Origin of the sequence: Mesomycoplasma ovipneumoniae, assembly GCF_033343935.1 — a bacterium.
GTDB classification, from domain to species: Bacteria; Bacillota_I; Bacilli_A; order Mycoplasmatales; family Metamycoplasmataceae; genus Mesomycoplasma; species Mesomycoplasma ovipneumoniae_G.
Window position 1 is genome coordinate 1 of the sequence record NZ_JAWPGQ010000011.1, and the last position, 23841, is coordinate 23841.

At 29.9% G+C, this 23841-nt stretch carries 13 protein-coding genes; all 13 read right to left on the reverse strand.

All coding sequences use genetic code 4. From position 1 onward, the window contains the following. Positions 1-375 precede the first annotated feature (375 nt). The 13 genes from ruvB to R7X45_RS02985 all read right to left on the reverse strand — a co-directional run bounded on the left by ruvB (position 376) and on the right by R7X45_RS02985 (position 23691). Complete coding sequence (gene ruvB, locus R7X45_RS02925) at positions 376-1347, reverse strand: Holliday junction branch migration DNA helicase RuvB (protein ID WP_044284468.1); 972 nt, start codon at positions 1345-1347, stop codon at positions 376-378. Next, positions 1325-1990, reverse strand: coding sequence for a Holliday junction branch migration protein RuvA (gene ruvA / locus R7X45_RS02930; protein WP_318055846.1), 666 nt, complete (start codon positions 1988-1990; stop codon positions 1325-1327). The genes ruvB and ruvA overlap by 23 nt, the downstream gene beginning before the upstream one ends. Before the next feature lie 103 nt (positions 1991-2093). Beyond that, positions 2094-3521 (reverse strand): hypothetical protein, encoded by a 1428-nt coding sequence (locus R7X45_RS02935; protein WP_318055847.1) that lies wholly within the window; start codon positions 3519-3521, stop codon positions 2094-2096. Between the two features lie 3 nt (positions 3522-3524). Next, positions 3525-5783 carry an ATP-dependent helicase gene (locus R7X45_RS02940; RefSeq protein WP_318055848.1) on the reverse strand — a complete coding sequence of 753 codons (2259 nt, stop codon included), beginning with the start codon at positions 5781-5783 and terminating at the stop codon, positions 3525-3527. A 2-nt stretch (positions 5784-5785) separates the two neighbouring features. Beyond that, positions 5786-6427, reverse strand: coding sequence for an RDD family protein (locus R7X45_RS02945; RefSeq protein WP_318055849.1), 642 nt, complete (start codon positions 6425-6427; stop codon positions 5786-5788). A 15-nt stretch (positions 6428-6442) separates the two neighbouring features. Continuing rightward, the gene (gene asnS, locus R7X45_RS02950; protein WP_318055850.1) at positions 6443-7792 is read right to left on the reverse strand and encodes an asparagine--tRNA ligase; all 1350 of its coding nucleotides are present in this window, start codon (positions 7790-7792) and stop codon (positions 6443-6445) included. 917 nt (positions 7793-8709) lie between these two features. Then, complete coding sequence (locus tag R7X45_RS02955; protein ID WP_318055851.1) at positions 8710-11388, reverse strand: ABC transporter substrate-binding protein; 2679 nt, start codon at positions 11386-11388, stop codon at positions 8710-8712. 8 nt (positions 11389-11396) lie between these two features. After that, positions 11397-17504 carry a PDxFFG protein gene (locus R7X45_RS02960; protein ID WP_318055852.1) on the reverse strand — a complete coding sequence of 2036 codons (6108 nt, stop codon included), beginning with the start codon at positions 17502-17504 and terminating at the stop codon, positions 11397-11399. Continuing rightward, positions 17491-18822 (reverse strand): ABC transporter ATP-binding protein, encoded by a 1332-nt coding sequence (locus R7X45_RS02965; RefSeq protein WP_318055853.1) that lies wholly within the window; start codon positions 18820-18822, stop codon positions 17491-17493. The genes R7X45_RS02960 and R7X45_RS02965 overlap by 14 nt, the downstream gene beginning before the upstream one ends. Further along, positions 18812-20221: an ABC transporter ATP-binding protein gene (locus tag R7X45_RS02970; protein ID WP_129643770.1), complete on the reverse strand. Its 1410-nt coding sequence runs from the start codon at positions 20219-20221 to the stop codon at positions 18812-18814. The genes R7X45_RS02965 and R7X45_RS02970 overlap by 11 nt, the downstream gene beginning before the upstream one ends. Beyond that, a complete protein-coding gene (locus tag R7X45_RS02975; RefSeq protein ID WP_129643768.1) occupies positions 20222-21187 on the reverse strand; it encodes an ABC transporter permease in 966 nt (321 codons plus the stop codon). It abuts the gene before it with no gap. Further along, positions 21187-22266 carry an ABC transporter permease gene (locus R7X45_RS02980; RefSeq protein WP_318055854.1) on the reverse strand — a complete coding sequence of 360 codons (1080 nt, stop codon included), beginning with the start codon at positions 22264-22266 and terminating at the stop codon, positions 21187-21189. The genes R7X45_RS02975 and R7X45_RS02980 overlap by 1 nt, the downstream gene beginning before the upstream one ends. A gap of 414 nt (positions 22267-22680) precedes the next feature. Beyond that, positions 22681-23691, reverse strand: a complete 1011-nt coding sequence (locus R7X45_RS02985) for a hypothetical protein (protein ID WP_318055855.1) — start codon at positions 23689-23691, stop codon at positions 22681-22683. Positions 23692-23841: the final 150 nt, after the last annotated feature.

Below are 23841 nucleotides of genomic sequence, written 5' to 3' on the forward strand. Positions count from 1 at the left end.
CTAAACGGTCAAATTTAAGGCATTCCATCATATTTAAAAATATAATGGATAATTCACATTTTCTGATTTTTTATGCCAAAAACATGCTTGGTTCCTCCTTAATTCAATATCAAAATTTATTAATTCATTCTTACTTAAGATTATTATAACATAATTTTATTTTAGAACAAGCATTTTTTTAAAATTTTTTTGCAAAAGATTAATTTTAAAATAATAAGAATTAAGATTTTAGCCTCAAAAATCCGGATTTACGGGTATTTTTGCCTATTTATATTCACTAAAAAGTGAATTTTTACCATCAAACTGCCAAACTCAGGAAAATAGGGATAAATTAGTACATATTAAAACAAAAACACCTAAAAAGGTTACGCTTTTTTAGGTGTTTTTTTCATCTTTAGTAGTTAAATCAGTTAAATATTGCTTACCTTTTGAAGTTATTCGACGACCTCTAGGAGTTTTTTCAATTAATTCTTTTTCAATCAGTGGTGGCTCGATTATATTAATAATTGTTTGCCGATGTTCCTTTAAAACATTGGCAAGCACATCGAGTGCGACAGATTTTCCTTTAAAAATTTTGAATAGGGTGTTTAAATATTCAATGTTTATTTGCGAAAGACCTTGGTTGTAAATGCCAATGCTATCAAAAGTTTTGTTAACAATTTCACGGTCAATTTTCTTTTTATTCAAAACAAGCGCAAAATCACGAATTCTTTTTAATAAATTATTAGCAATCCGAGGGGTGTTATTTGAAAAACTAGCAATGTATTTAATAATTTCCTTGTTGACTTCCAGTTTCAAAATTGCTGCCGAATTTGAAATAATTTGAACCATTTCATCAGTTGTATAGTTGACAATTTTAGCAATATAGCCAAATCTGTTTTGCAAAGGTGTTGAAATTTGTGCTAGTTTTGTTGATGCAGCAATTAGTGTAAAATGTGGTAATTTCATTCGCATAATTTTTTGCTCACCGTCAACACCAATTTGTAAATCAATTACAAATTCCTCCATGGCTGAATATAAAAGTTCTTCAATATTCTTATTAATTCCGTGAATTTCGTCAATAAAAAGAATTGTATCTTGCGAAATATTTGCTAAAACAGCAAGAACATCGGCCTTTTTTTCGAGTAGTGGCCCTTGTACGTACTTAATTTTGGATTCAAGAACGTTTGCTACAATATTTGCCAACGTGGTTTTCCCCGTTCCAGGAGGCCCATAAAATAAAATATGGTCTAAAGCTTGTTTGCGTTTTTGAGAAGATGAAATTAAAATTTTCAGTGTTTCAACCAATTTTTGTTGGCCAATAAAATTATCAAAATTTGTTGGCCTAACTTCTAAATTCTCTGGCATTTGAAATAATCTTGATAGCTTGTTCTATTAAGTTTTCGAAATTTTCATTAGGCTCAACTTTTGTCAGTGCATAATTAATTTGGTTAGGTTTAAAGCCAAGCATTTTGAGGGTTTCTTCAAGTTCGGATGATGTTTTTTCTTCGACTGAATTATTTTGGAGAATTTCATCATTCAAATCATCAGTTTTATCAACTTCTTTAGAATCAGTTTCAAGAATATTTTCCTGATTTTGTTTTTTGTCATTCTCAAGAAATTTTTTGTATTTTCCGTGAAATTCAAAAACAATTTGTTTAGCATTTTTTTCGGAAAGATAAGGAATTTTTGCAAGACCTTTTCAATCATTTGCAGCTATTAAATTAATTGTGTTTTGCACACCACCGTTAAGAACAGAAATAGCAGTTTTTGGACCAACCCCTTGAATTGAAATTAGATCTTCAAATAAAATTCTTTCACGGAAGCTTGCAAATCCGTAAGTTATTTTTGAATAATCATTTTCATATTCATAAAGATAAATTTTTCTATTTTCATCGATATTAAAACGGTCAATCCGTGGCACATACAGCAAGTATCCACTTCCTTGATTTTCAATAATTAAATAATTTTTATTTTTTGAGACAATTTTTCCATATTGATAAATTTGCATTTTTGCTCCCTTATAGTAATTTGTTGCAACCTAAATTAATTTTTTAACCATTTTTGGCCAAAAAAAGGAAAAAATTAGGAAAAAGGAGCAAATTTTACTATTTTTACCAATAATAGAGAGGAAAATTCTTATTCCCAAAGTTAAATTTTGTTATATCTTGCTTTTTAAAAACAACTTTTACTTTTTCACGACGGGCATATTCGCCAAGTGATGAAACAACAATGTCATTTCCGTCGCTAAAATCGGTAAAATCATTAAGGTTCTTAATAAATAAAAAAGGTGGTTTGTTAATCGCTAGATAATAAAAAAGCTTTGAGTCAACTATTTTTTGATAACAAATATTAGGAATATGACTAATATTTGTTTCTGGTATATTAATTTCTGTTTCAATTAAAAATGTTAATTTTCCAAAATCAATTGGAAAATTACGCAGTTTTTGTGCGATTATATAGTTAATTTTGTAAATATTTTGCGAATGATCATATGACGGGTTTTGGATTAAAAATTTTAATATTTCATCGATTTTTTGGTTGCTATGAAAGTCCAAATCAAAGACACTATAAACAGGGTTTTTATTATCAAATTGATAAATATGGGCAAGAAAATGCTTTTCGATATTAAATGTTTGCTGAACTTGACTCTTAGTGTCAATAATTGACTTAAACTGCCCACTACTTGAATTTACTTCAAGAAATGAGACTTTTTTTGCTGTTATTAGGTTAAAAAAATTTTTTATTTCTATTTTTCAGTCATAATTTATTTGACTGTCTAAATTTATAATCACTCAAGACAAAAAGTTGCCTAAATTATGGGCTTTTGCAAAATTTTTGTATGAATTTCTAATTTTTTCCAGCATTTTTGGTGATTTTGCAGATATTTGCATAATCAAAATATTTTCAAAATAAAAAATGGAAAAATTAGAAATTTTAACAAAAAACGGGAGAATTTTGATGTACGAAATATAAAAATTTTTGGCAAAATCGGCACTTATTTCAAAAGGAAAACTAAAGCTCACCAGAAAACTTGGACTTGCAAAATCAAGAATTAGTTTGTCAACTAGTCGGTTTTTAAAGGTTTTTTTGTATTTAGCTATGTCAAAAATTGATTTTTGGATTTGAATTAGAACAAATCCGTTTTTTGAACTGTCCTGAAAAAAAACTTGAAAATTATTGTTAAAAAGAAACCTTTTTTGAAACTTGACTGTAATTGAACCTTTTCTTCAATGGTCAATCCGTGAAAGAAATAATTTTTGGTAAGGTTCTTCAAGGAGCGAAATAAAATCAGATTGACTAACCCAAAGTCCTGTTAGTAAATTGTTGTTTTCAACAATGTATTTCAAACTAGGAAGTGAAAAAACATCGCTCACACGGATTCTTTTTAAATCGGCATCATAAGTAAAAGGAATTAAAGGGAGAATTTTTGTTTTTTTATTATTGGCAAAAAGTAAAACTATGATCAAAAAGCAAACAAAAAAAATACTAATTAGCAAAATTAGCGCAACTATTAAATAAGTTTGAATTTGTGCAGACATTTTTTATGAAATTTTTTCAATGGACTTATGAGTTTTAACAAGTGTTTTTATCCCTTTATCACCAGGAATATCGAAAAATTTGACCAAAATTGAGTCAGCGCGCACTTCCAAAATGATTCCTTTACCAAATTTTAGATGAGATATATGATTTCCAGGGGCAAATTCAACATTTTCTGAATCAGTTTTTTGGTAATTAAGCTTGCCAGTTGCATCAAGTTTACGAAATTGATAAAACTGTTCAGCCTTAATTTTCATCTCTTTAATAAATGGTGAAATTGAATTTTGATTAGATTTTCAACGGCGACCATAATCATTAGAAAAACTACCACGAAATCCGTTTGTTATGTATAAAACTTTTTTTGCCCGAGTTACTGCGACAAATGCTAGCCTTCTTTCTTCTTCGTATTCGCTCTCAAGATTTTGGTCAAGAACTTTTTGCGAAGGGAAGACTCCTTGATTCATACCGACTAAAAAAACATACTCAAATTCAAGCCCTTTTGAAGAATGGACTGTTAATAAATTAATTCGATTTGGGCTTTCAGTTTGTTCAAAATGCGAAATAACTGCATAATCAAGGTAATCAGCTAATTTTTTGTTAGGATTTTGGATTTGCCAATTATCAAGTGAAGCATAATATTTTTCTAAAAGTTCTTTTGTGTCTTCTTCTTGTTTAGGGTCTTTTATTGAGCTAAAGTAGTTAATTTTTTTCAAAAAAGAGTCAAGAACTTGTGAAAAAAGTTTAAAAACTGTCGGATTTTTTTCTTCAATTTCAATCTTGAAACGTCTTGCAGCGGTTATTCGTTCAAAAAGATTTTTAATTTTGGCTTGATTTTCAATAGTTAGCGGAATTTTACCGTGAGTATCTTTTAAATTGATTTTTCCTGAATAGTATTTAAATAAAAAATCGTACAAATTTAGTTCAAATTTAGCTGCTAAATCATTTAGTTTGTTAATTGTTATTGCGCCTATTTTTTTTGCAGGCACATTAATAATTTGCTCAAAAGCATAAGGATCGGAATTTTCAATGACTTTTAAAAAATAAATAGCTTCGCGAACTTCTTTTTTTGCAGCAAGAGGAGAATTTCCGTGTTTTATATAAGGGATATTGTAGGCATCAAATTTGTTAATTATTTGTGCAAAATAAAAATTTGAGCGTGCTAAAATTGCAATATCGCGATAATTTACTTTGTCTTTTGTAACTAAATTTTGAATGGTCTCATAAATTCAGTCAACTTCAGCGCCTCTCTCATTGCCAAGATCCTCAAAATGAATATCAATTTTTTCGGTTGAATGGGCTACTAAATTCTTTTTTATTCGGTTTTTATTATTTGCAATTAAATGGTTAGCCGCATCAAGAATATTTTGTGTTGAACGGTAATTTTTGTCAAGAATTACTGTTTGTAAGTCAGGATAATCATTTTCTAAATTAAGAATAAGCGATGGATCAGCTCCTCTTCAAGAATAAATAGTCTGATCAGGATCGCCAACAACAAATAATTTCGTATTGTCTTTGATAAAATATTTTAAAATAGAATACTGAATTAACGAGGTGTCTTGAAATTCATCAACTAGCACAAAGTCAAATTTTTTCTGTCAACGCCGGGCAATTTGTGGACTTTTTTCAAATGCTATTTTAGTATAAAGCAGTAAATCGTCAAAGTCAATTATGTTATTTTCCCTTGTTTTTTCGATGTAATTTTTATAAACATTGGCCTTAATTAATTCAGCTTCAGTATTTGCGAGCTTGATTGCTTGAGCTGGGGATTGCTCTAGATTTTTGGCTCTTGAAATAAATTCAATCGCTTGAAATGCACTAATTTTTTTATCGTCTTTATCTTCAGTAGTTTTAAGATTTGCGCCTAAAAGTTTTTCAATAATTTTACGCTGATCTTGCTCGTCAATTATATTAAAACGGTAATCATCTATTTGAATTTCGTCAATTTCAACGATATTTTTTGCTTCAGTTCGCAAAATTAAGTTGCAAAGCGAGTGAAAAGTTAAAATTTGAATGTCTTTTGCCTTTTCATGAACCAACTTTTCAACACGAGTTCGCATTTCTTCGGCGGCTTTATTTGTAAAAGTTAAAGCTAAAATCCGATTGGGGTATGCCAGCGATTCATTAATAATATAGGCAATTTTTTTTGTTAGAACAGTTGTTTTTCCGGTTCCGGCACCTGCAACGATTCTCAGATGTGAACTATTGCTAATAACAGCAATTTTTTGTTTGTCATTTAGTTGTGAAAGAATATTTTGTGATGACATGATTAATTAACCTCCCAATGAATTGAACTAAAATTTGCATGAATTGAACTTAAATAATCCACTTTTATAAGCGTTTTTTTCAAGCAAATAGTTGTTTTAGAAAAAGAATCAATAATTGTTAATTTTTTTGAACCTAAAATTGAGAGGTTATTTACAATTAAGAAGAAAAAGTTAACTTTTGAAAATAAAGCAGGAAAACTTAAGCTAATTTGTTGGAAAAAAGTTAAATTTTGACTTGAACTTTTAAAAGTTTGAAAAAAGTTAAGATCAATTCCAAAACTAAGATCTAAAATAATTGAGGAAAATAAGAGCGAAAATATTCAATTAAGACTTAAAAACGCTTCCCTTTTTAGTAAAATTCAGAATTTTTTGGAAAAATTAAGGTTTTCGTCAAAAAAAACAAGTTTAGTTTTTGTTAAAAAAAGTCCAATTGTTTGCTTTAAAAAAATAATTAAAAAAATGCGGTAAAAAATTACAAGTAAAAAAACAGTTAGAATTCAAAGATAAAATTTTATTTTTGATCATTCAGTTAATACCAAAAATAGGTAGAAAAATACTAAAAAAGTAAGAAAAAGAAATACAAAATCAATTAATCCTGCAAAGGAACGTCTTCAAAAACCTGCTTTTACAAAATCAATTTTCAATTTAATTTTATCCTCTTACATTAAAATATTTTTATTTGTTCTTGGGAAAGGAATTACATCACGAATGTTATCAATTCCGGTAACAAACATTAGTAATCTTTCAAAACCAAGACCAAAACCACTTGAGCCAGGGTTACCAAATTTACGCAAATCAAGGTATCATTGGAAATCTTCAACTTTCATGTTCAATTCGTTCATTCGTTCAAGTAGTTTTTCATAACGAACTTCACGTTGAGATCCACCGATTAGCTCACCAATTCCTGGAACTAAAAGATCAAAAGCCGCTACAGTTTTTCCATCATCATTTTGGTGCATGTAAAATGCTTTTAGCGATTTTGGATAATTAATTACAACAACAGGGGCGCGGAAAATTTGTTCAGATAAAAACCGTTCATGCTCAGTTTTTAAATCAGCTCCAAAAAACAGGTCTTTTTCCTCAAACTTATCAATGTGTTCAGAAAGTAATTTAATTGCTTGTTCGTAAGTTACTTGGGCTACTTGGGAATCGCAAAATTGAATCAAACGCCGGCGCAGGTTTTTGTCGCCAACTTTTTCTAGAAATGCAAATTCATCTTTGTTACGAATTATTACAGCTTTTATTACTTTTTGAAGCAATTTTGTTGCTAATTCAATAATTTCTTCAAGATCAAAAAATGCAACTTCAGGTTCAATCATCCAAAATTCGGCAGCATGTTTTCTAGTGTTTGATCTCTCAGCACGAAATGTAGGGGCAAAAGTGTAGACTTTTTTAAAGCCAAGAGCATAGGCTTCAGCATGAAGTTGCCCTGTAACGCCTAAAGTTGTTTTTTTGTTAAAAAAATCTTTTTGCTCATCATCAACAATAAAAGTTTCACCAGCACCTTCGCCATCATTTGAGGTTAAAATTGGCGCTGAAAAATTAACAAATCCTTGACGACGAAAAAACTTATGAATTTCATAAAAAAGTGAAGATCTTAGTCTCATTATCACACGAAAAAGTCGAGTTCTGTGACGAAAATGTGGAATTTGCCTTAAAACTTCTAAGGAAATTTCTTGATTTTGGATTGGAAAATTATTGTTATAATTACGGCCTTTAACCTCTAAATCCTCAACTAAAACTTCACCGTTTTGCTGGCGCTCAGGAGTGCTTGTAAAAACACCGCTAATTTCAATAGCTTCACCAATTGCTAAATTTTCTACTTTTGTAAAGTCAATATTTTCACTTTTAAGAACGCATTGTAAATTTTTAAATGACGAACCATCGTTCAGTTCGACGAACATTATTTTTAGATTTCCGCGAATATTTGTGATTCAACCTTGAATTGTAATTTTCTTCTGGTCATACAACTCAGGATGTATAAAAACTTCATTAATTGATACCGACATCTTATTTACCCCATTTTTCAAATATTAAATATTATACCAGAAAATACTGGTTTTTTATTTATTTTTTTTACTTCTTTAAAAATTAGACTAAAATCCCGAGTGTCCCAGTTTGATGAGATAATTTTAAAAAAGTGTCTGGTTTTTCACACTTTTTTAACTTTTTTGGAAAGCCCAGGAAAAATAACTATCAATGCAAGAACACTAAATTTTAAATCTAACACTCATGAATGCAAAATCTACTTATTAATCAAATAAAGCGAACTAAAAAAGCTAAAATTTTAACTTAAAAAGCAAAGTTATAAAATATTTAAACTGCTTTTTTAGTTTAAAACAGTGACAAAAATCAATTTATGGCAAAACAACAAAAATCATAAAAAAAATACAACTACTATTTAAACTCAATGCAAATAGAAAACTCATTTTTATTTACATCGAGCCTAAAAAAACATATGAAGTTTTGAAAGAACAATAAAAAAGCCTTAAATTTATAGATTTCTAAACGGGTAAATTTAAGGCATTCCATGATATTTAAAAATATAATGGATAATTCGCGATGTCTGATTTTTTTAAACAAAAAACATAATTAATTCCCCCTTAATTCAATATCAATTTATTAATTTATTCTTGGTGAGAATTATTATAACATAATTTTATTTTAGACCAAGCATTTTTTTTTTTTTTTTACAAAGGCTTAATTTTAAAATTATAAAAATTAAGAATTTGGCGTCAAAAATACCAGTAAATCCGGGTATTTTTGCGTATTTGTGTTAATAAAAAGTGAATTTTTTCCATCAAACTGTCAAACTCAGTCATTTTCCGCATTTTTCAAATATTAAATAAAATACCAGAAATTACTGGTATTTTATTTAATTTTTTAACTTCTTTAAAAATCAGACTAAAATATAGACCCTAAAAAATTATTGCTTTCCGTCTTCTGCAGTTACAAAATTAACTTTAATATTTTCAACATCAAAAGCAAATTGGAAAGAATTTCCTGATCCGGCTCTAATTCGGTTGATAGTTCAGAAAGTATCGACCTCCATAACTGGAATAATTGGCGCAAATTCACGGATTATTTTTTCAAAAACTAGCACAAATTCAAAAACTCTGTTCTGAGTTCAGCCCTCTTGTTTTTCTTTGTGTGTAAAAATTGCATTGAAAAATGAATCAATTCTGTTGTTGTATTCATCTAAGGGCTCAGAAAATTCTGGAACTAAAATTGGCTTGTTATTATAATCAGTTGCAGGAATTTTTTGGTCTTTGTCAAGGTAGACTTGTTTAAAAATAGGCTTTCCTTGTTCGTCAAGTTTCAATTTTCGGGTGATTAGTTCTTCAAATTTCTTTAAAAAAATGTCAGAAATTTCGAGTCTTTTTGCAATTTCAGCCCTTTGCTGAGGTGAAATTTCATTTCACATTTTCCAGTAAGTCATCGAAGAGGCTGGGTTAGATTCAAGTCCAGAGAATTTATTATCACTTGGCGAAATTTCATCTGTGTTGAAAAACGCTTTTATATATGAATGAGGTTGAGATCCACCGATATTGAAAAAGTCAAAGTTTTTCATTGTCAAGTCAAAGTCACCAGTTGAAAGTCTTTGTTGGTAGATTCCATCAGGAAGTCTAACAGGGTCAATTTCGATAAAATTATCGGTATTTCGGGCTAAAATGTCCTGTAGACCGATAGCAACTTTTTCTTCAGCATCATCTTTATAAATGAAAGTTAGTTTAACTTTTTCAACATTAGGATTATTCTTTTTAAATCTTTCAAGGAAAAATTTTGAAGCCTGCGGATTATAAGAAGAATCGACTCTTGGGACAGATTCAAATCAGACCCCTTTTGCTAAATGTGAGCCATAATTTTGGGCTAAAACTGGAAATTCAACTTGTTTTCCGTTTGAATCTAGAAATTCTGAACGGTAGTTTCTATTTTCCAAAAAGGTCTCCAAAGGATAGCCCCGAGAAGTTAGTATACTGTCAAAATTAGTTCAAGTTGTCTGTGGAAAAGAGTGGTCAAGACCGTATAAATTGAGTAAATCGATACGATTTATGCCATAAAGAATCGCTTTTCTCAGATCTGAATCTTGAAGGTAAGATTTTCCTTTTTTGACATTATCTAAATTAACTTGGATTCCAATTGTACCATATCCGGTTTGTTTTTCCATGTATCTTCTTGTTCTTTCTTCAGATCAAAATCTAGACTGAAAAGTGGAAGGAATTTTGGTTTTTGCAATGTAACCATCAAGGAAAAGTGACGATAAAAGTTCCGGTTGTTCGGCAAAAAAGACTTTAATTTTATTAGGAATAGTTTTATCTGATGAATAATAACCTTGTCTTTTTGTTAAGATCATTGAACCTTGAGAACCTAAATTAAGTTCAGAAATATCAAAAGGACCGTTAATTAAAAATTTTGACAAATCGGTTCCAAAATTATTAATTCCGCCAGCTTCAATCTCGACAAATTCCCGATTTATTGGGAAAATTATATCAGGATGAATAATCTGTCTAAATAAGTTTATAAATTTTTTTGCCGCTGAGTCTTCGAATTGGATTCGGAGTCCATATTCGTCGCCAGGTAAGAAATCGTATCTTGGAATTAAATTAGGACCGTCAAAAACTTGTGAAGGATCTAAAAATGGATTTTTTGTCAGTTTTATTACTGATCTTTGGTTGTCTTGGACAACGTTAATTTCAGTTGAATTAGCACTAAAATTTGGGTTTAGTGATAAATTAGCCTGAACTAGTTCAACAACTTCCTTGTTTGTCATTTGTTCAAAAATTTGACCTGTATACATTCCAAAGTTTCTTGCATTTTCTCTGAATTGGGCAACATATTCTTCATCACCAGAGTTTTGAGATTCAAACACTTTTTGGTCAAAATCAAGACTGACTTTGCCAGTTTTTTCATCTTTTATATATCTTTTTTGACCAAAAGGATTTAGATAAGGATTTCCAAATTTTGAGACATAATCTTGTTGTAACGAGATCATTTTTTGGGCATTTTTAATATTTAGCGAAAGAACTTTAACTAAATTAGGGGATGCAACATTAATATTTAAGACATATAAAATGTAGTCAATAAAATTTTGGGCAATAACAGGTTGATTATTTGCTCATTTTGAGGCACCTTTATTGAGAAAAATTGAAGTTGAAACAATTGACTGGGAAGAATTTTGAATGCCAACAAAAGATTTTGCCCCTCCACTTGAAGGTGCAACTGAACCAAGAGCCAGCCCAAAATCACTAATTGTAAAAGAAGAACCATCCGGAGAAATACCTGCTGGGTTTTGCAATATTTCATCACCTGCCGTGCTTTGAAGATTTGTACTATAAAGTTCAAAGGAAATTGCCGGTAAATTTAATTTTGCCCCATATGAATTTGAAGCAGATGGACCTGGTTTTACAAAAGATTCAACTAAAGAATTAAGAATTTGGTGGGAAGAATTATTTTTTACATAATTTAAAGTGTTAATTGTTGTTGTTGAAACTCCAAAGTCAAATTCTTGACGATTTCTTTCAAGAGCAGAAGCACATGAGAGCAAGAAAAAAGTCGGTATTACAACAAAAGAGTTCAAAATTAGTAACTTTTTAATTTTTTTCATATTAAGTCCTATTTAAATTGAGGTCGAATTACAAGGAATGATTGATTTGATTTTTGTTCAATGTATGTTGGGGCTAAGTTGAAATTTTTACCATTTTCAGCAAGATATTTTGATTTACCTAATGTAAATAATCCTTCAATTTCATGCCTGTTTTCATCTGAAAAGTAAATTCTGAATTTTTTTAGACCCTCAGCTCCTGGTCTAAGAAGGGCATTTTTAAACTCACCAATAATTGACCAAGATGAAATTCAAGAACTATATCCTTCATCTTTTAGTGTCCATTTTGTTGATAAGTCAGCCTGTTTTTTTAAGTAAAAAATGTTATTTGTTGCATTACTTGCTAATTTAATGTAGAATTTTTGACCTGTTTGTTCATCTTCAAGAGTTAAATATTTAGCTTTCTCGGCATCTTCATTTTTTAAAAAGCCTCAAAAAGCAACCCTATCTTGTTTTGAGTCACGTCAAATTCCCGAAAGAGATCTCTGGCCAACACCTTGAGTTTTAAGAGAATAATACCAAAAAGCTTCAGGTCTGTTTGTGACTTTTTCACCTTTTAAGTTAGTTATTCTTATTGTATTATCCTCAACAGGTTCAAGATTGTCATCATACAATTCTCAGTTTAAAACTTTTCTTTGGAAACGATCTTTAAAAAACCCGTTATTTGTAGAAACATTTTGGTTAATATAGCCATTTCTTCAACGGAAATTACCAACAACAGGCTGAATATTTCCGTTACTATATTTTTTTGAATCAGCAAGTTCACCTTTGTAAGCTGAAAGAATTCGAGATAATTCAACTGAAATTTGGGCAAAAATTTCATCTTTTTGGGTTTTATTTTTGTTTTTAATTTTCTGAATTTTGTCTTGGTTTTCAATGTTAAATAAGGTTTGATCGATGAATTTTTCAGGTTTTTGCTGGCTTTCTATTTCGGCGATTTCTTGCTCTTCTTGTTGGCTAATTACAAAAGATTGATTATAAAGTTCCTGATCTTGGGCTTTTTTGAAAGTTTCAGTTAAATTTTTGTATAAAGAATTTAAATTTTCTGAATTTTTTGAAGTTACATAATTGCTAAGGAAAAAATTAGTAAAAGGACTAATCAAAGTTTGTGAATATCCTTGGGCAATATCAAAAGCTGGAATGAAATTTTTAATCCATTTTCTTGTATAAATTGCATCAACAAAATACTCATTACCAGTGTTAGATTCGGAAAGATTTTTATAACCAGGGATAATATTATCAAGTGTTTGGTCACTTGGAGAATAATGAATTTGGATATAATCTCTTGTTAAAGATTCGGGGAAATTGTAGACATAATTACTGAAAAAGTCATCTGGTTTTGTTTCAAATCTTGCTGAATTTTTTGCACGGAACCATGAAAGTTCAAGGTCTGAATTCATTCGTTGGAATTGCTGAATTCGACTATTTCTACCAACTGAATAGTCAACAAAGGTTTTTGTTCCTACTAAGTATTGTAATTTGAACAAATCCAAGTCCTTTGCTTCTATTTTTGCTTGACTTAAAAAGTCCTTAAGTCATCTAAAAACTTCTGATTTTTCTGGATCATTTAAATCTGAATTAACAAATGATTCATCATCTAGAACTAAAGAATTTGTTTCATCAAAACCTGAAAAAGTCAATCATGCAATTTTAATTTTATCATTAATGTCTGTAAGTTTTCCAAATTTGGTTGTCGGTAAATTTGTCTGTGTTTTTCGAGCAAAATTTTTAAACCCCATAAATCCAACAGATGATAAAAATAGGTGATCAATATTTTTCTTATCTATTTTTACATTTTTGATCAACAAGTTTAGAGTTGATTGTTCAAAAGCTTCCATCAAATGATTTGCAAAATTTTGTAAATTTTGTTGTAATTGTTCTCGAGAAATATCAAAAATTGATAATAATTTTTCAAATTTTGAATCAAATTTTTCACCTTTAGTTCATTTAGATGATGAATTTTCAGTTTGATTTTCTTTTAATTTGAACTTTTCAGACAATTTATCAAAACTATATTTATAAAGGTCAAACTTAGAATTTACATAGTCAAAATTTCAATCTCTAACAAATTCACCTTCACCTTTTTTTGAAATTTTAAGTGCAAATGGATCAATTGAAATAAACTCTAAAAAATCTGAAATTGAAGAAAATTCTGTTTGATTTTTCTCGTTTTGATATGCAAAATAATTATTTTGATAATCAAAACCAAAAAGAGTTTTGTCTCATGCATCAAGATAAATTTTGGAATTATCAATTTTAGAATCTGAAACATTGAATTTAAAATCTTCAGCAATCCCAAAAAACGGTTTTTCAGCAGTAACATTTGAAAATTTTAAAAGTTTTCCAAGAGGTGAAGTTCAGCGTTCTGATAATTCTTGTTTTTCATCAAATTCACTCTGATCAAGAACGTTATCAAGTTGAGTTTGAGCTTGAGTTTGAATTCTAACATTAAAGTCATATTTTGGATTTTGATAATATTGATTTCCATTTGCTGAAATTATTTTTCCAAAATATGAATTAGCAAAAATTGGACCGTTAGTTAATTGTGCAATATCTGGATTATCTTCTGGAGATAAAATGCGAAATTCATCTAATGATAAAAATAAGTGACTAGGTGCAATGCTTTTGCCGTCTTTATCAGTGAATTTTATAATTTTGTCTAGGTTTTCATATAGTTCAGATTCAAGTCGGTTTGAAAAGACTCTAGTCAAAATTCTCGCTGCTAAATCAGAATTTTCACTACTAGTAGCTGATAAAGATTTAACTAAAGTTTGAAAATAAACAGTATATAAAGTTTGAAGAGTTGAGACTATTTGAGCTATTCTTCTGAAAAGTGAATCTCGAAAAGTTGAAATATTATTTAAATTTGAATATAAATCTGAGTCATTTTGGTTAGAAATACTAATAATTGAGTCGAGAAGTAATTGAATTTTATTTTCTAAATCCAGTTGTTTTTGAAAATCTTCGAAAATTTTCGAAATTTCATTCGAAGAAGCTTGCTGAGTTCCTTTGAATAATTTGAAAAAATCAACAAGCTTAAATCCGGCAGATTTTTCTTTGTCTAATAATTCTTTTGCTAAATTAGCAACTGATCGAGGTGCGTTAGGCAAACGTTGAATTTGCGTGAGAAATTGTGACAAGTCAAAAACTGAATCAGGAATTTCAACACTAACTTTTAAATTTTGTGGGTTTTGACCGATAATTGTTCCAAAAAATGCTTGATTTTCAACAGGATTATGCAAAATTGATTGAAGTGATTTCTCAAACAATGGAGATGATGGCGAAAATCTGGTAAAAGATTGAGGGCTTGAGTCTCATCCATTATCACGAAAGTTTTTGACTATTTTATTATCAAAATCGTCCTGAATTGCCTTAATTTTTTGTTGTAATTCACGAAGACTATTAGGATTTTGGAATGTTAAAGGATCAATTACCGGTTTCCCGTTTTCATAAAATAAGTGAACTTTTAAATTGCTAAAAGTTCTTTGGTCCGGGCTTGGTTCAAAATCAGCAACGTGGATTTTTCCTTGATCATCAAATTGGATTTTATTTCCCGCTCCATCAGTTAATGAATTAGCAAAAATGCCTTGAATATCGTTAGAATTTATAAATCCTTTTTGTTTTTCAACATTTTGGCTTGATTCATCGTCAGTATTTTCTTGCGAAGTGGAATTTCTATTTCGGAAAAATTTAGAGACTCCAGAGGTTCCCGGATTTATTGTTCCTGAATCTGGATCGATTGAATTTAGAAGAAAAAGATCGTATAATTTTAGTTTTCGAATGTCTGCTGCAGTTTTAAGACCCTCAATAGTTTGCAAAAATCTACGAGATTTTTTAGAAATTAACTCGTCAATATTTTGATTTTCATTTGAACCAAAAATTTGTGATTCACTCTCAAAATTATTTTCACTATCAAAGCTAAAGTTTGGGTAAATTCCTTTATCTTCAGGATTTAAACTTGGCGATGCTTTTCGCAAACTTAGCCCTGAAGATCTTGCATTAAGATATAGCTGAAGAACATCAAAATTATAAAAAGACTGTAAACCTAATCCGGCATTTGTCGAAATTGCATTCAAAACTACATTTGAGTCAGGATCAGAATTGTCTTGGGCGTAGTTTAAAGTTTGATGGTGACCATACTCATGAGCGCCAACATATTTTAAATAGTTAATTCCTGTTGTTTTAAAAAATGGCGAAGAAGCTTTTAAAAGCGCAATATAAGGAATTCTTGATGAGTGTGAGTAGCCAACAAATTCGCCACGTTTTGTATTATATTTTTTCAAACCAGTTTCTGGATCAATCTCAAAATCAACATAAGTTCCAACAAGATCTTCGCCATTTGTTAATTTATCTCTTAAAACTTTATCAATTAGGCCATCAAAAATTTCGCCATAAAGTTGGTAAACTGTTGTGGTTTTTCCGTCTTTGAGAGTTTCAATTTCTTGAATAACCTTTGGAATTGCGCGATTTTTTCAGTCAACAGCAATTTTAAAACTATTAAATTCTTCAACATTTTTGGCATAATTTGGATCTTGTGGGTCAAGATTAAATTTTATTGTTTTTGTTGAACTTTCAGGATCTTTTGAATCTGTTAATTCAACTTCTAATTCAGTATTTGATAGTTTTTTGAGCGACTTAATTTGATATGATGATCATAAATTAGCATCAAATTCAGATAAATATTCGTTTTGCGCTTCAATTGAAGGACTTTCAGCGCCAACACCAAGTGGAAAAAATAGCCTATTATTAGAATCTTTTTGATAAATACCAATCGTTTTTCCAACTGGATGATTTATATTATAAAGATCATAAAATCCATTTTTTACAATTTCATCGACTTTTTGGGAAATTTTAGTCGCTAATTCGGCGGCAATAAGTGTTGAAATATCAGAATTTACATTTTGAGTTAGTAGAAAATCTATTGATGTTTCACCATTAGCAGGAGTTGTTTGGTCTTCTGAGGTTAAATCAGACTCAAGCCCTTCAAGATCTAAAGAAAGAACTCCGCGTGGAGTATTATTTTCATCATTTTTAAGATCAGGGTTGATTTTATTAGAAATATCACGTATTTTATAGGTTTTTTCAAAATCTTGCGGGAAATTTAGACTATAATTTTTAGGCAATTGGATGTCATTTTCATGGGCAAACATGAGAGCTGCCAATTCAAATTTTTTCTTAACATCTTCAATGGTTTGGCCTTCATTTTCAAAGACAAAAAAATTCTCAGGACCGTTAAATTTGTCTAATTTAGCAAGAATTTCTGAATCATTATCAAATGAATTTTTTAAAATTTTAACTATATCATAAAGGTAAATTTTTTCATTTTTGAGAAGATCAGTAGCAGGAATTCCGGCAATAACTTTGGATTTGTCATAATTTGCTAAAACCTGTTGCTGCGGAATTTTTTTAAAATATTCATCAAGAGCTTCTTTTGAAATTGCATCTTCAAAAATTTTGTAAGTTAAATTGTCCGCTCCATTACCTCTTCCGGCTAATTCTGAATAAATTGGAAATGACCCAAAAAATGAATCTGGATAAAATTCTATTCTAGCCTCTTCTTTTCTAACAGCTGAATGCTGACCTAATAATAAATTATTACCTGATCGTGTTACACCCTTTTTTAGCGCAAAATGTTCTAAAGTTAGAGCATCTGGGCCTCAGGCAACATTTTTAGTAAATCATTTTGCATAATCGAGAAATTCTGAAGGAGAAATAGCGTCCCAATATTCGTTGACAAATTTCATAACCCCTAATTTTAGTTCAAAAATTGGGGTTTGACGGTTATAATTTATGGCAAATCAGTCTGCAAACTCTGATTCAGTAAAAACTCGTTTTTCTGATTTGATTTTTGGGTTTAAAAGAATTTCGTATTTGCCGTCTTTACTGTCTTCTACAGGTACAAATGCGGCAACATTTTCGCCTTGAGCGTTAAAAAAATTAGCATAAACTAACTCACCTTGCTTAGTTTCATCAATGGTATCTGAGGCAACATCAAGATTGTAAACTCCAAGTTCGTTATTGTTTGCATAAAGTTTAATTCCGCCCATAATTCCGCCAACGGCCGCCGTAAGTCCACCGCCAGCAAGCAAATAACTAACTAAAATACTAGTTTTTTTCATAATTATAGTCTCCTAATCTCCAACGTTTTACTTCAGAAAAAGTGGCTAAAATATAGTGATTATTTCCTAAATCAATCCACTCAGGCTGGTTAGATTCTGAATATTGGTGCATTTTTGGATCATAAATATATCCTGCAAGTGATTCACCTTTTGATTCAATTGTTGGGATTGATTCAATCAGTGATTTTGTATAAGGGTGTAAAAATTTTTGGGTTATTTCTTTTGTTGGGCCAATTTCTAAAATTCGACCTCGATAAACAACGGCAATTCGATCTGAAATATATTCAACCATTCGAAGATCATGCGAAATGAAAAATATTGTCAAATTATATTTTTCCTTTAAATCTTTAAAAATGTTGATAATTTGGGCTTGAATTGAAACATCAAGCGCCGAAATTGGCTCATCGGCAACAAGAATTTTTGGTCTAAGTAATAAAGCCCGACAAATTCCGATTCTTTGCTGTTGTCCTCCTGAAAATTCTAAAGGAAATCTTGACAAAACTGAGCTATCAAGTCCAACTGATGCAAGCATGTCTGTGACGTATTTATAAGTAACATCTTTTGTCGGTTTTTCTAAAAGATTGTTTAAAAACTGTGATTTTTTTTCAATAAAATCGGTGATTTTTGGGTGAATGGCACTGATTTTTTTAAGGTGATTGATTAAATTAGTAAATAATTCAGGAACTGAAGCCTGGGCTGTGTTTTTGTAAAATAAATCGCTAATTTGGTTTATTAAATTTAGGGGAACTTTTTGGTTTTTAAGAATTTTCACTAACATTTCAAAGGTATTTTGATAATAGTGTTGTGAAAATAGTAGTTTGATTGAGCCTTTTTTGCGCTGTTCAAGATTGACTATTCCTTCGGTAACTACATCGTAAATATTTTTATAAGGATTAAGTGAAGAAAGTGGATCTTGGAAAATCATTTGCACATTTGAAACTAACTGATCAAGAATTTTAGCACGAATTTTACGAGTATTTTTTGGCAATTCTAAATTATTAATAGTGATTTTCCCAAAACTTCGCGGAATTAAGCCAGCCAGCGCTGACCCAGTTGTTGACTTGCCAGAACCAGACTCGCCAACAAATGAGAGAACCTCACCTTCATAAATATTGAAACTTATGTCATGAATAACTTTGTTTTTTCGATTTCCACTTCCGTAAGTAATATCGACATTTTCAAAGCTAACAATTGGTTTTTTGCCCTTAGATTCAAGCATTTTTTTAACACCAGGAGTCAGCTGACGCCAAGTTTGGCGGACGATCTTACCAAAAAAATAAGTGTTTTTTTCAAGATAAAATTTAGAATTATTGCTCATTGTTTTGCCTCATTTTTTGAAATTGGAGTCATTTTTGGTAAATAATTTTTGGCGGCATAACTTTTGGTGCTTTTGGATCAAGAAGTGCTGATTTTATACGGTGAGTTGGACTTATTTTATAAAATTTTGGCTCAACAAAAAAATCTTGTTCTAAGGCATAATCATTTCTAACCGCAAATGCATCACCGACAATTGAATTTAATGAAGATGGAACTACCCCACGAATTGACGCCAGACGATCACCTTTATTTATGTCAGGCATTGAAGTTATTAGTCCTCAAGTATAAGGATGTCTTGGATTTAAAAGAATTTCGTCTCTTGTTCCTTCTTCAACAACTTGACCAGCGTACATAATTGTGATGTAATTTGCAAGTGAAGCAACCACTCCTAAGTCATGAGTTATAAAAATGATCGTAATTTTCAGTCTTTTTTGCAAATCACGGATAATATCAAGAACTAAGGCCTGAACTGTTGTATCAAGGGCGGTAGTTGGCTCGTCCATAACAATAATTTTTGGCTCAAGTGAAAGAATTGCGGAAATGACAATTCGTTGAATCATCCCTCCTGAGAGTTCATGAGGGTATAATTTCATAACCATTTCAGGATTGACAATTTTTGTCATTTTTAAATATAAAAGTGCTTTTTCATAGGCTTCTTTTTTATTTTTGACAATCTTATTTAACAGCATTCCTTCCATTATTTGGGCGCCAATTTTTTTGGTTGGATTCAAAGTTGACATCGGATTTTGGAAAACAGCAGAAATTATTTTTCCCCGATAATTTGAAAGTTCCCAAGCCCGAAAATCAAAATTATGAACCGGATTGTTAAATAATCTTATTTCTCCTGATTCAACAACAGCATTTTCGCCCGCAAGCCCATAAAGACAAGAAGTAATTACCGATTTTCCTGAACCTGACTCGCCGATTATTGCATGAATTTTACCTTCATAAAAGTCAATTGAAGCATTACGAATCACGATGTTTCGGATTGAAGGATTAGCTGGATTTACAAAGGATAAATTTAAATTTTTAATTTGGGCAACAATTTTGTACTTTTTATTACCAATTTGTTTGTAAAGAACGTTCTTTGAAAAAGCTTCAAAATCAAAGTGAGAACGGTTAAAACTTGTGTGTCAATATTGTTGAATTCTGTTTAAAATAGCTTGGATTTTATAGGATTTTTTTGATTTATAATGTTTTTTTATATTAACTTCATAAGCTAAAAATTCTTCTTTAAGTTCAAGGAATTTTTCTTGATACTGCTTTGGATCCAAGTTTTTTTGCTTTAAAAGTTCTAAGTCTTTTTTAAACTTGTCTAAATTTTTTGCTAATTTATAACACAAAGTTGGATTTTCAGCATTTTTGCAATCAGAAAATTTGGCCAAAAAATAAGAAATCATTTATCTTTGCCTCCTTAGAGCATCTTGAACTGAATTTCCAATCATTTGAATTGACGAAGTTAATAAAATTAAAAAGAATGAAGGGATTAAAACATAACGAGGATATAAGGTTACAATTGGAATTCCTGAATTAATTGCATTTCCTAAAGTTGGAACATTTGGTAAAGAAAGACCAATAAAAGCAAGACCAGTTTCGCCAAGAATAGTACCTGGAATTACAAAAACAATATTTGTAATTAAAAGTGGAATAATTACTGGCACAAAATTAAGGAGAATTTTATAAGAAGGAGTCCCTAAAACGCGTGAGGCAATTACTCATGTAAAGTTTCTAGCTCTTTTTATTTGGGCACGAACTTGATTTGCAAGTCCGATTCACCCAGTAAGTGAAAATGATAAAACTAAAACTCAAAAGCTCGGACGCAAAACTAATGTCATCAAAATAATTACTAAAATTGTTGGTATATTTGAAACTATTTTAATAATAAAGGTAAAAATTTTGTCAAAAAGGTCAAAATTACCCATTAGTGTTCCAAAAAAAGTTCCAAGCGCAACATCAAAAAGTGCAACAATAAAACTTAAAATTAATGAAAACTGCAATCCGTGTCATAAAAATGCCCAAACATCACGACCTTGAGAATCAGTACCTAAAATAAATCCTTGTGTAAAATAGTTTAAATTTTTCATATCAGGTCGAAGTTGAGTTGGCGATCCGGTTGTAAAAGGGATAATAATTGCTAAAATTAGCATGAAAATGATAGTAACAATTCCAAAAACACCTGAAAAGGAACGGGAAAATCTAAGGAAAACTTCGTAAAAATTATTACGGGGCTTACCAAAATAATTACGATCAAAACTTTTTGACTGAGCAACCATTAATTTTCACATTTGGTATGAAAAGGGCTGTAAAAATGGATTAGGTTTTAAGTTTTGGTCAATATATTTTTCAATTGACGGAAATTGATTCATTATTTTGCCCTCCTTCTAATTCTAGGATCGAGCAATTCGTAACTAATATCACGTAATGTATAAGAAATTATTGTCAAAAGTGAGTAAATAATTACTAAAAAGAGAATAATATTATTATCTTTTGACTGAATTGCATCAATCATGATCCCCCCAGATCCTGAAATTAAAAAGATTTTCTCAACAAAAATCGATCCAACAAAAGAACCTAAAACAACTAATGGGAAAAATGTTGCAATTGGGAAAAGCGAAGCCTTAAGTGCATGAGTTCAAACGAAGCGATTTCTTGTTAAATTTTTTAAATATGCAAATTTGGCATGCATAGAATTTAACTCATTATTAAGCTCAAATCGAATGTATCGCACATAACTAATTACAGATCCAATTGAAAGGGCGATGGCAGGTAGGACAAAGGTGGAAAAATCCTGTATATTAAAAATGTAAGGAATTCCGGCTCTTTGTCCAAAAATTAAAAGAAAAATTGCAAAAACTAGCGAAGGAATTGAGGAAAAAATCGCTATTCAGACTGTCGCTAAATTGTCCAAAAACTTACCTGGATTTTTTCCAACAGCAATTCCAAGTGGAACTCCAACTAAAAGTGTTAAAATCACCGAAACAATACCTATTGAGAAAGATGTGAAAAATCTTTGCCAAATAAAATCACTAATTTCGACACGGGGTCTTAGACTATATGAAATTCCAAAATCAAAATTGATGAAATTTCAAAGGTAATTAAAATATCGTTGTGCTTGAGGTAAATCAAGTCCATAAAGTTGTTTTTCCGCTGTTTTTTGAGCATCATTTAGGCCATCAAGAAACCCTGGCTCACCTGGAATTGAGTCAATCAGAAGAAAAACTAGCGTTGCGACAATTCAAGCCACTATCACAAATTCGAGAAAAATTTTTACAATTTTTTTCGAAAAACGGAAAAAAAGCGATTCAAAACCGAAGTATTTTAATACTGGATTTTTCTTTTTCTTTGTTGGCGGAATAGTATAAATAAAGTTATAATCAATAATTTTTCTGTTTATGCCTATTTTTAACAGATCTCTGCGATGTTCACCATCATTTTTTAGGGTCATTTTTTTCCTTATGATTTAGTTTTAAATATTTATAAATAAAAAAACGGGTTTTTGGCCCGTTTTCAAATTAAATTTAATGCTATTTTTAGAAATTTCACAAAATTAAATTTGAAATGGCCGATTTTTTAATATTATTAAAAATATTTTTGTTTTTGTATGAGTTAATGGATTTATAAAAAACATTAAAAAAAGAATATGCAAAAAAATTGGCTTTTTGGGCAAAAACCATGGATCTAAACTCTCGCATTTTAAAGATATTTAAAATAAATTGCATATTAATGTCCTTATTATGAAAAACAATTAACATTTTAACACAAAAAGTAAAAAATAAGCCAAAATGTTTTTTTTTTTTTTTTACTGAAACAATAAACTTATGTAAATAACCTAATTTTCATATTTGAAAAAGCTTTTGGATTAGTCAAATTCATAATCAAATTTAAAATTATCGCTTTCAAAATTAGCGACACTGTCTTGATATGGAATAGCAAAACTTTGAATAATAACACGAAAAATAGGGTCTGTGTCTGAAATTTTGAGCGGACTCTCAGGCATTTTTGGATTTAAATCAGAAAAATTAAAACTATAATCAGCAACAGATTCGGGTTGGTCAATATTATTAATTAGCTGTAAATCATACTCAGAGTTTAAATCTTCTTTTGAATTAAGCTTAATTTTGAATGGATTTTCTAAGCTTTGATTATGCCAAAAAAGCCTTAAAATAGGGGTTGGTTGTATGTTTGGGGCGCTTAATTTTCATTTTTTATCAGATTTTGTCTCAGTTTTTTCGTTAGTCTGAGAATTTGAATTAGTAAGAGGGGATGAAAAAATAAATTTATATGCATTAATTAAAAGATAATTCTTATTGTCTTTTTGAATAACATTTGGTTTTAATAACTTAGTTTCAATATAGCGTCAATTTTGCGGAAAAATTTTTGAAATTTTTTTATGCTTTTCAAAATTATCTTGACCTGAATCATTTAAAAGGTCGGTATTTCCGTCATTTATTTTTTTACCCGAATAAACTGCAGATGTTTTTTGAAAAATATTTTTCAAAAAATTTGGATTAGTTTCCTCAGATGAGCCAAAGTTCTCCTGAAAAGCTAAAATTCGATTTTTATTGTCAAAAACGAAATGTTTTGCAACATCAGAAGCATAAATTTTGCTTTTTTCCTCAGGCAAAAGATTAATTAAGCTAGGTTTATTTAAAAATCACTTTAATCTAATAGCATTTACTTCCGAAACATAAAGATCAAATGAGCGCGGATTTTGTTTTTGAAATTCATCCTTGTTTTCTGAAATTGGAATTATCAGTGATGGAATAGAAGAAACATTTATTTCTGTTTCTGGTTGGGCGCAGGAAATCAAAAAGATTGGCAAAATTGCTAATCCATTGAAAAATTTATAAAAATGTTTTTTTATCGCCACCAAAAACCTCGCTTTTTAATCATTTTATTTTAGCTTTTTTAATCTTTATTGAAAATTAGAGGTCTAATATTAAATTTTAGAAGTTATTTTTTATTAGGTTTTTACTTTAATTTAATAAAAATTGTAATATAATTTTTAGATATTTTACTA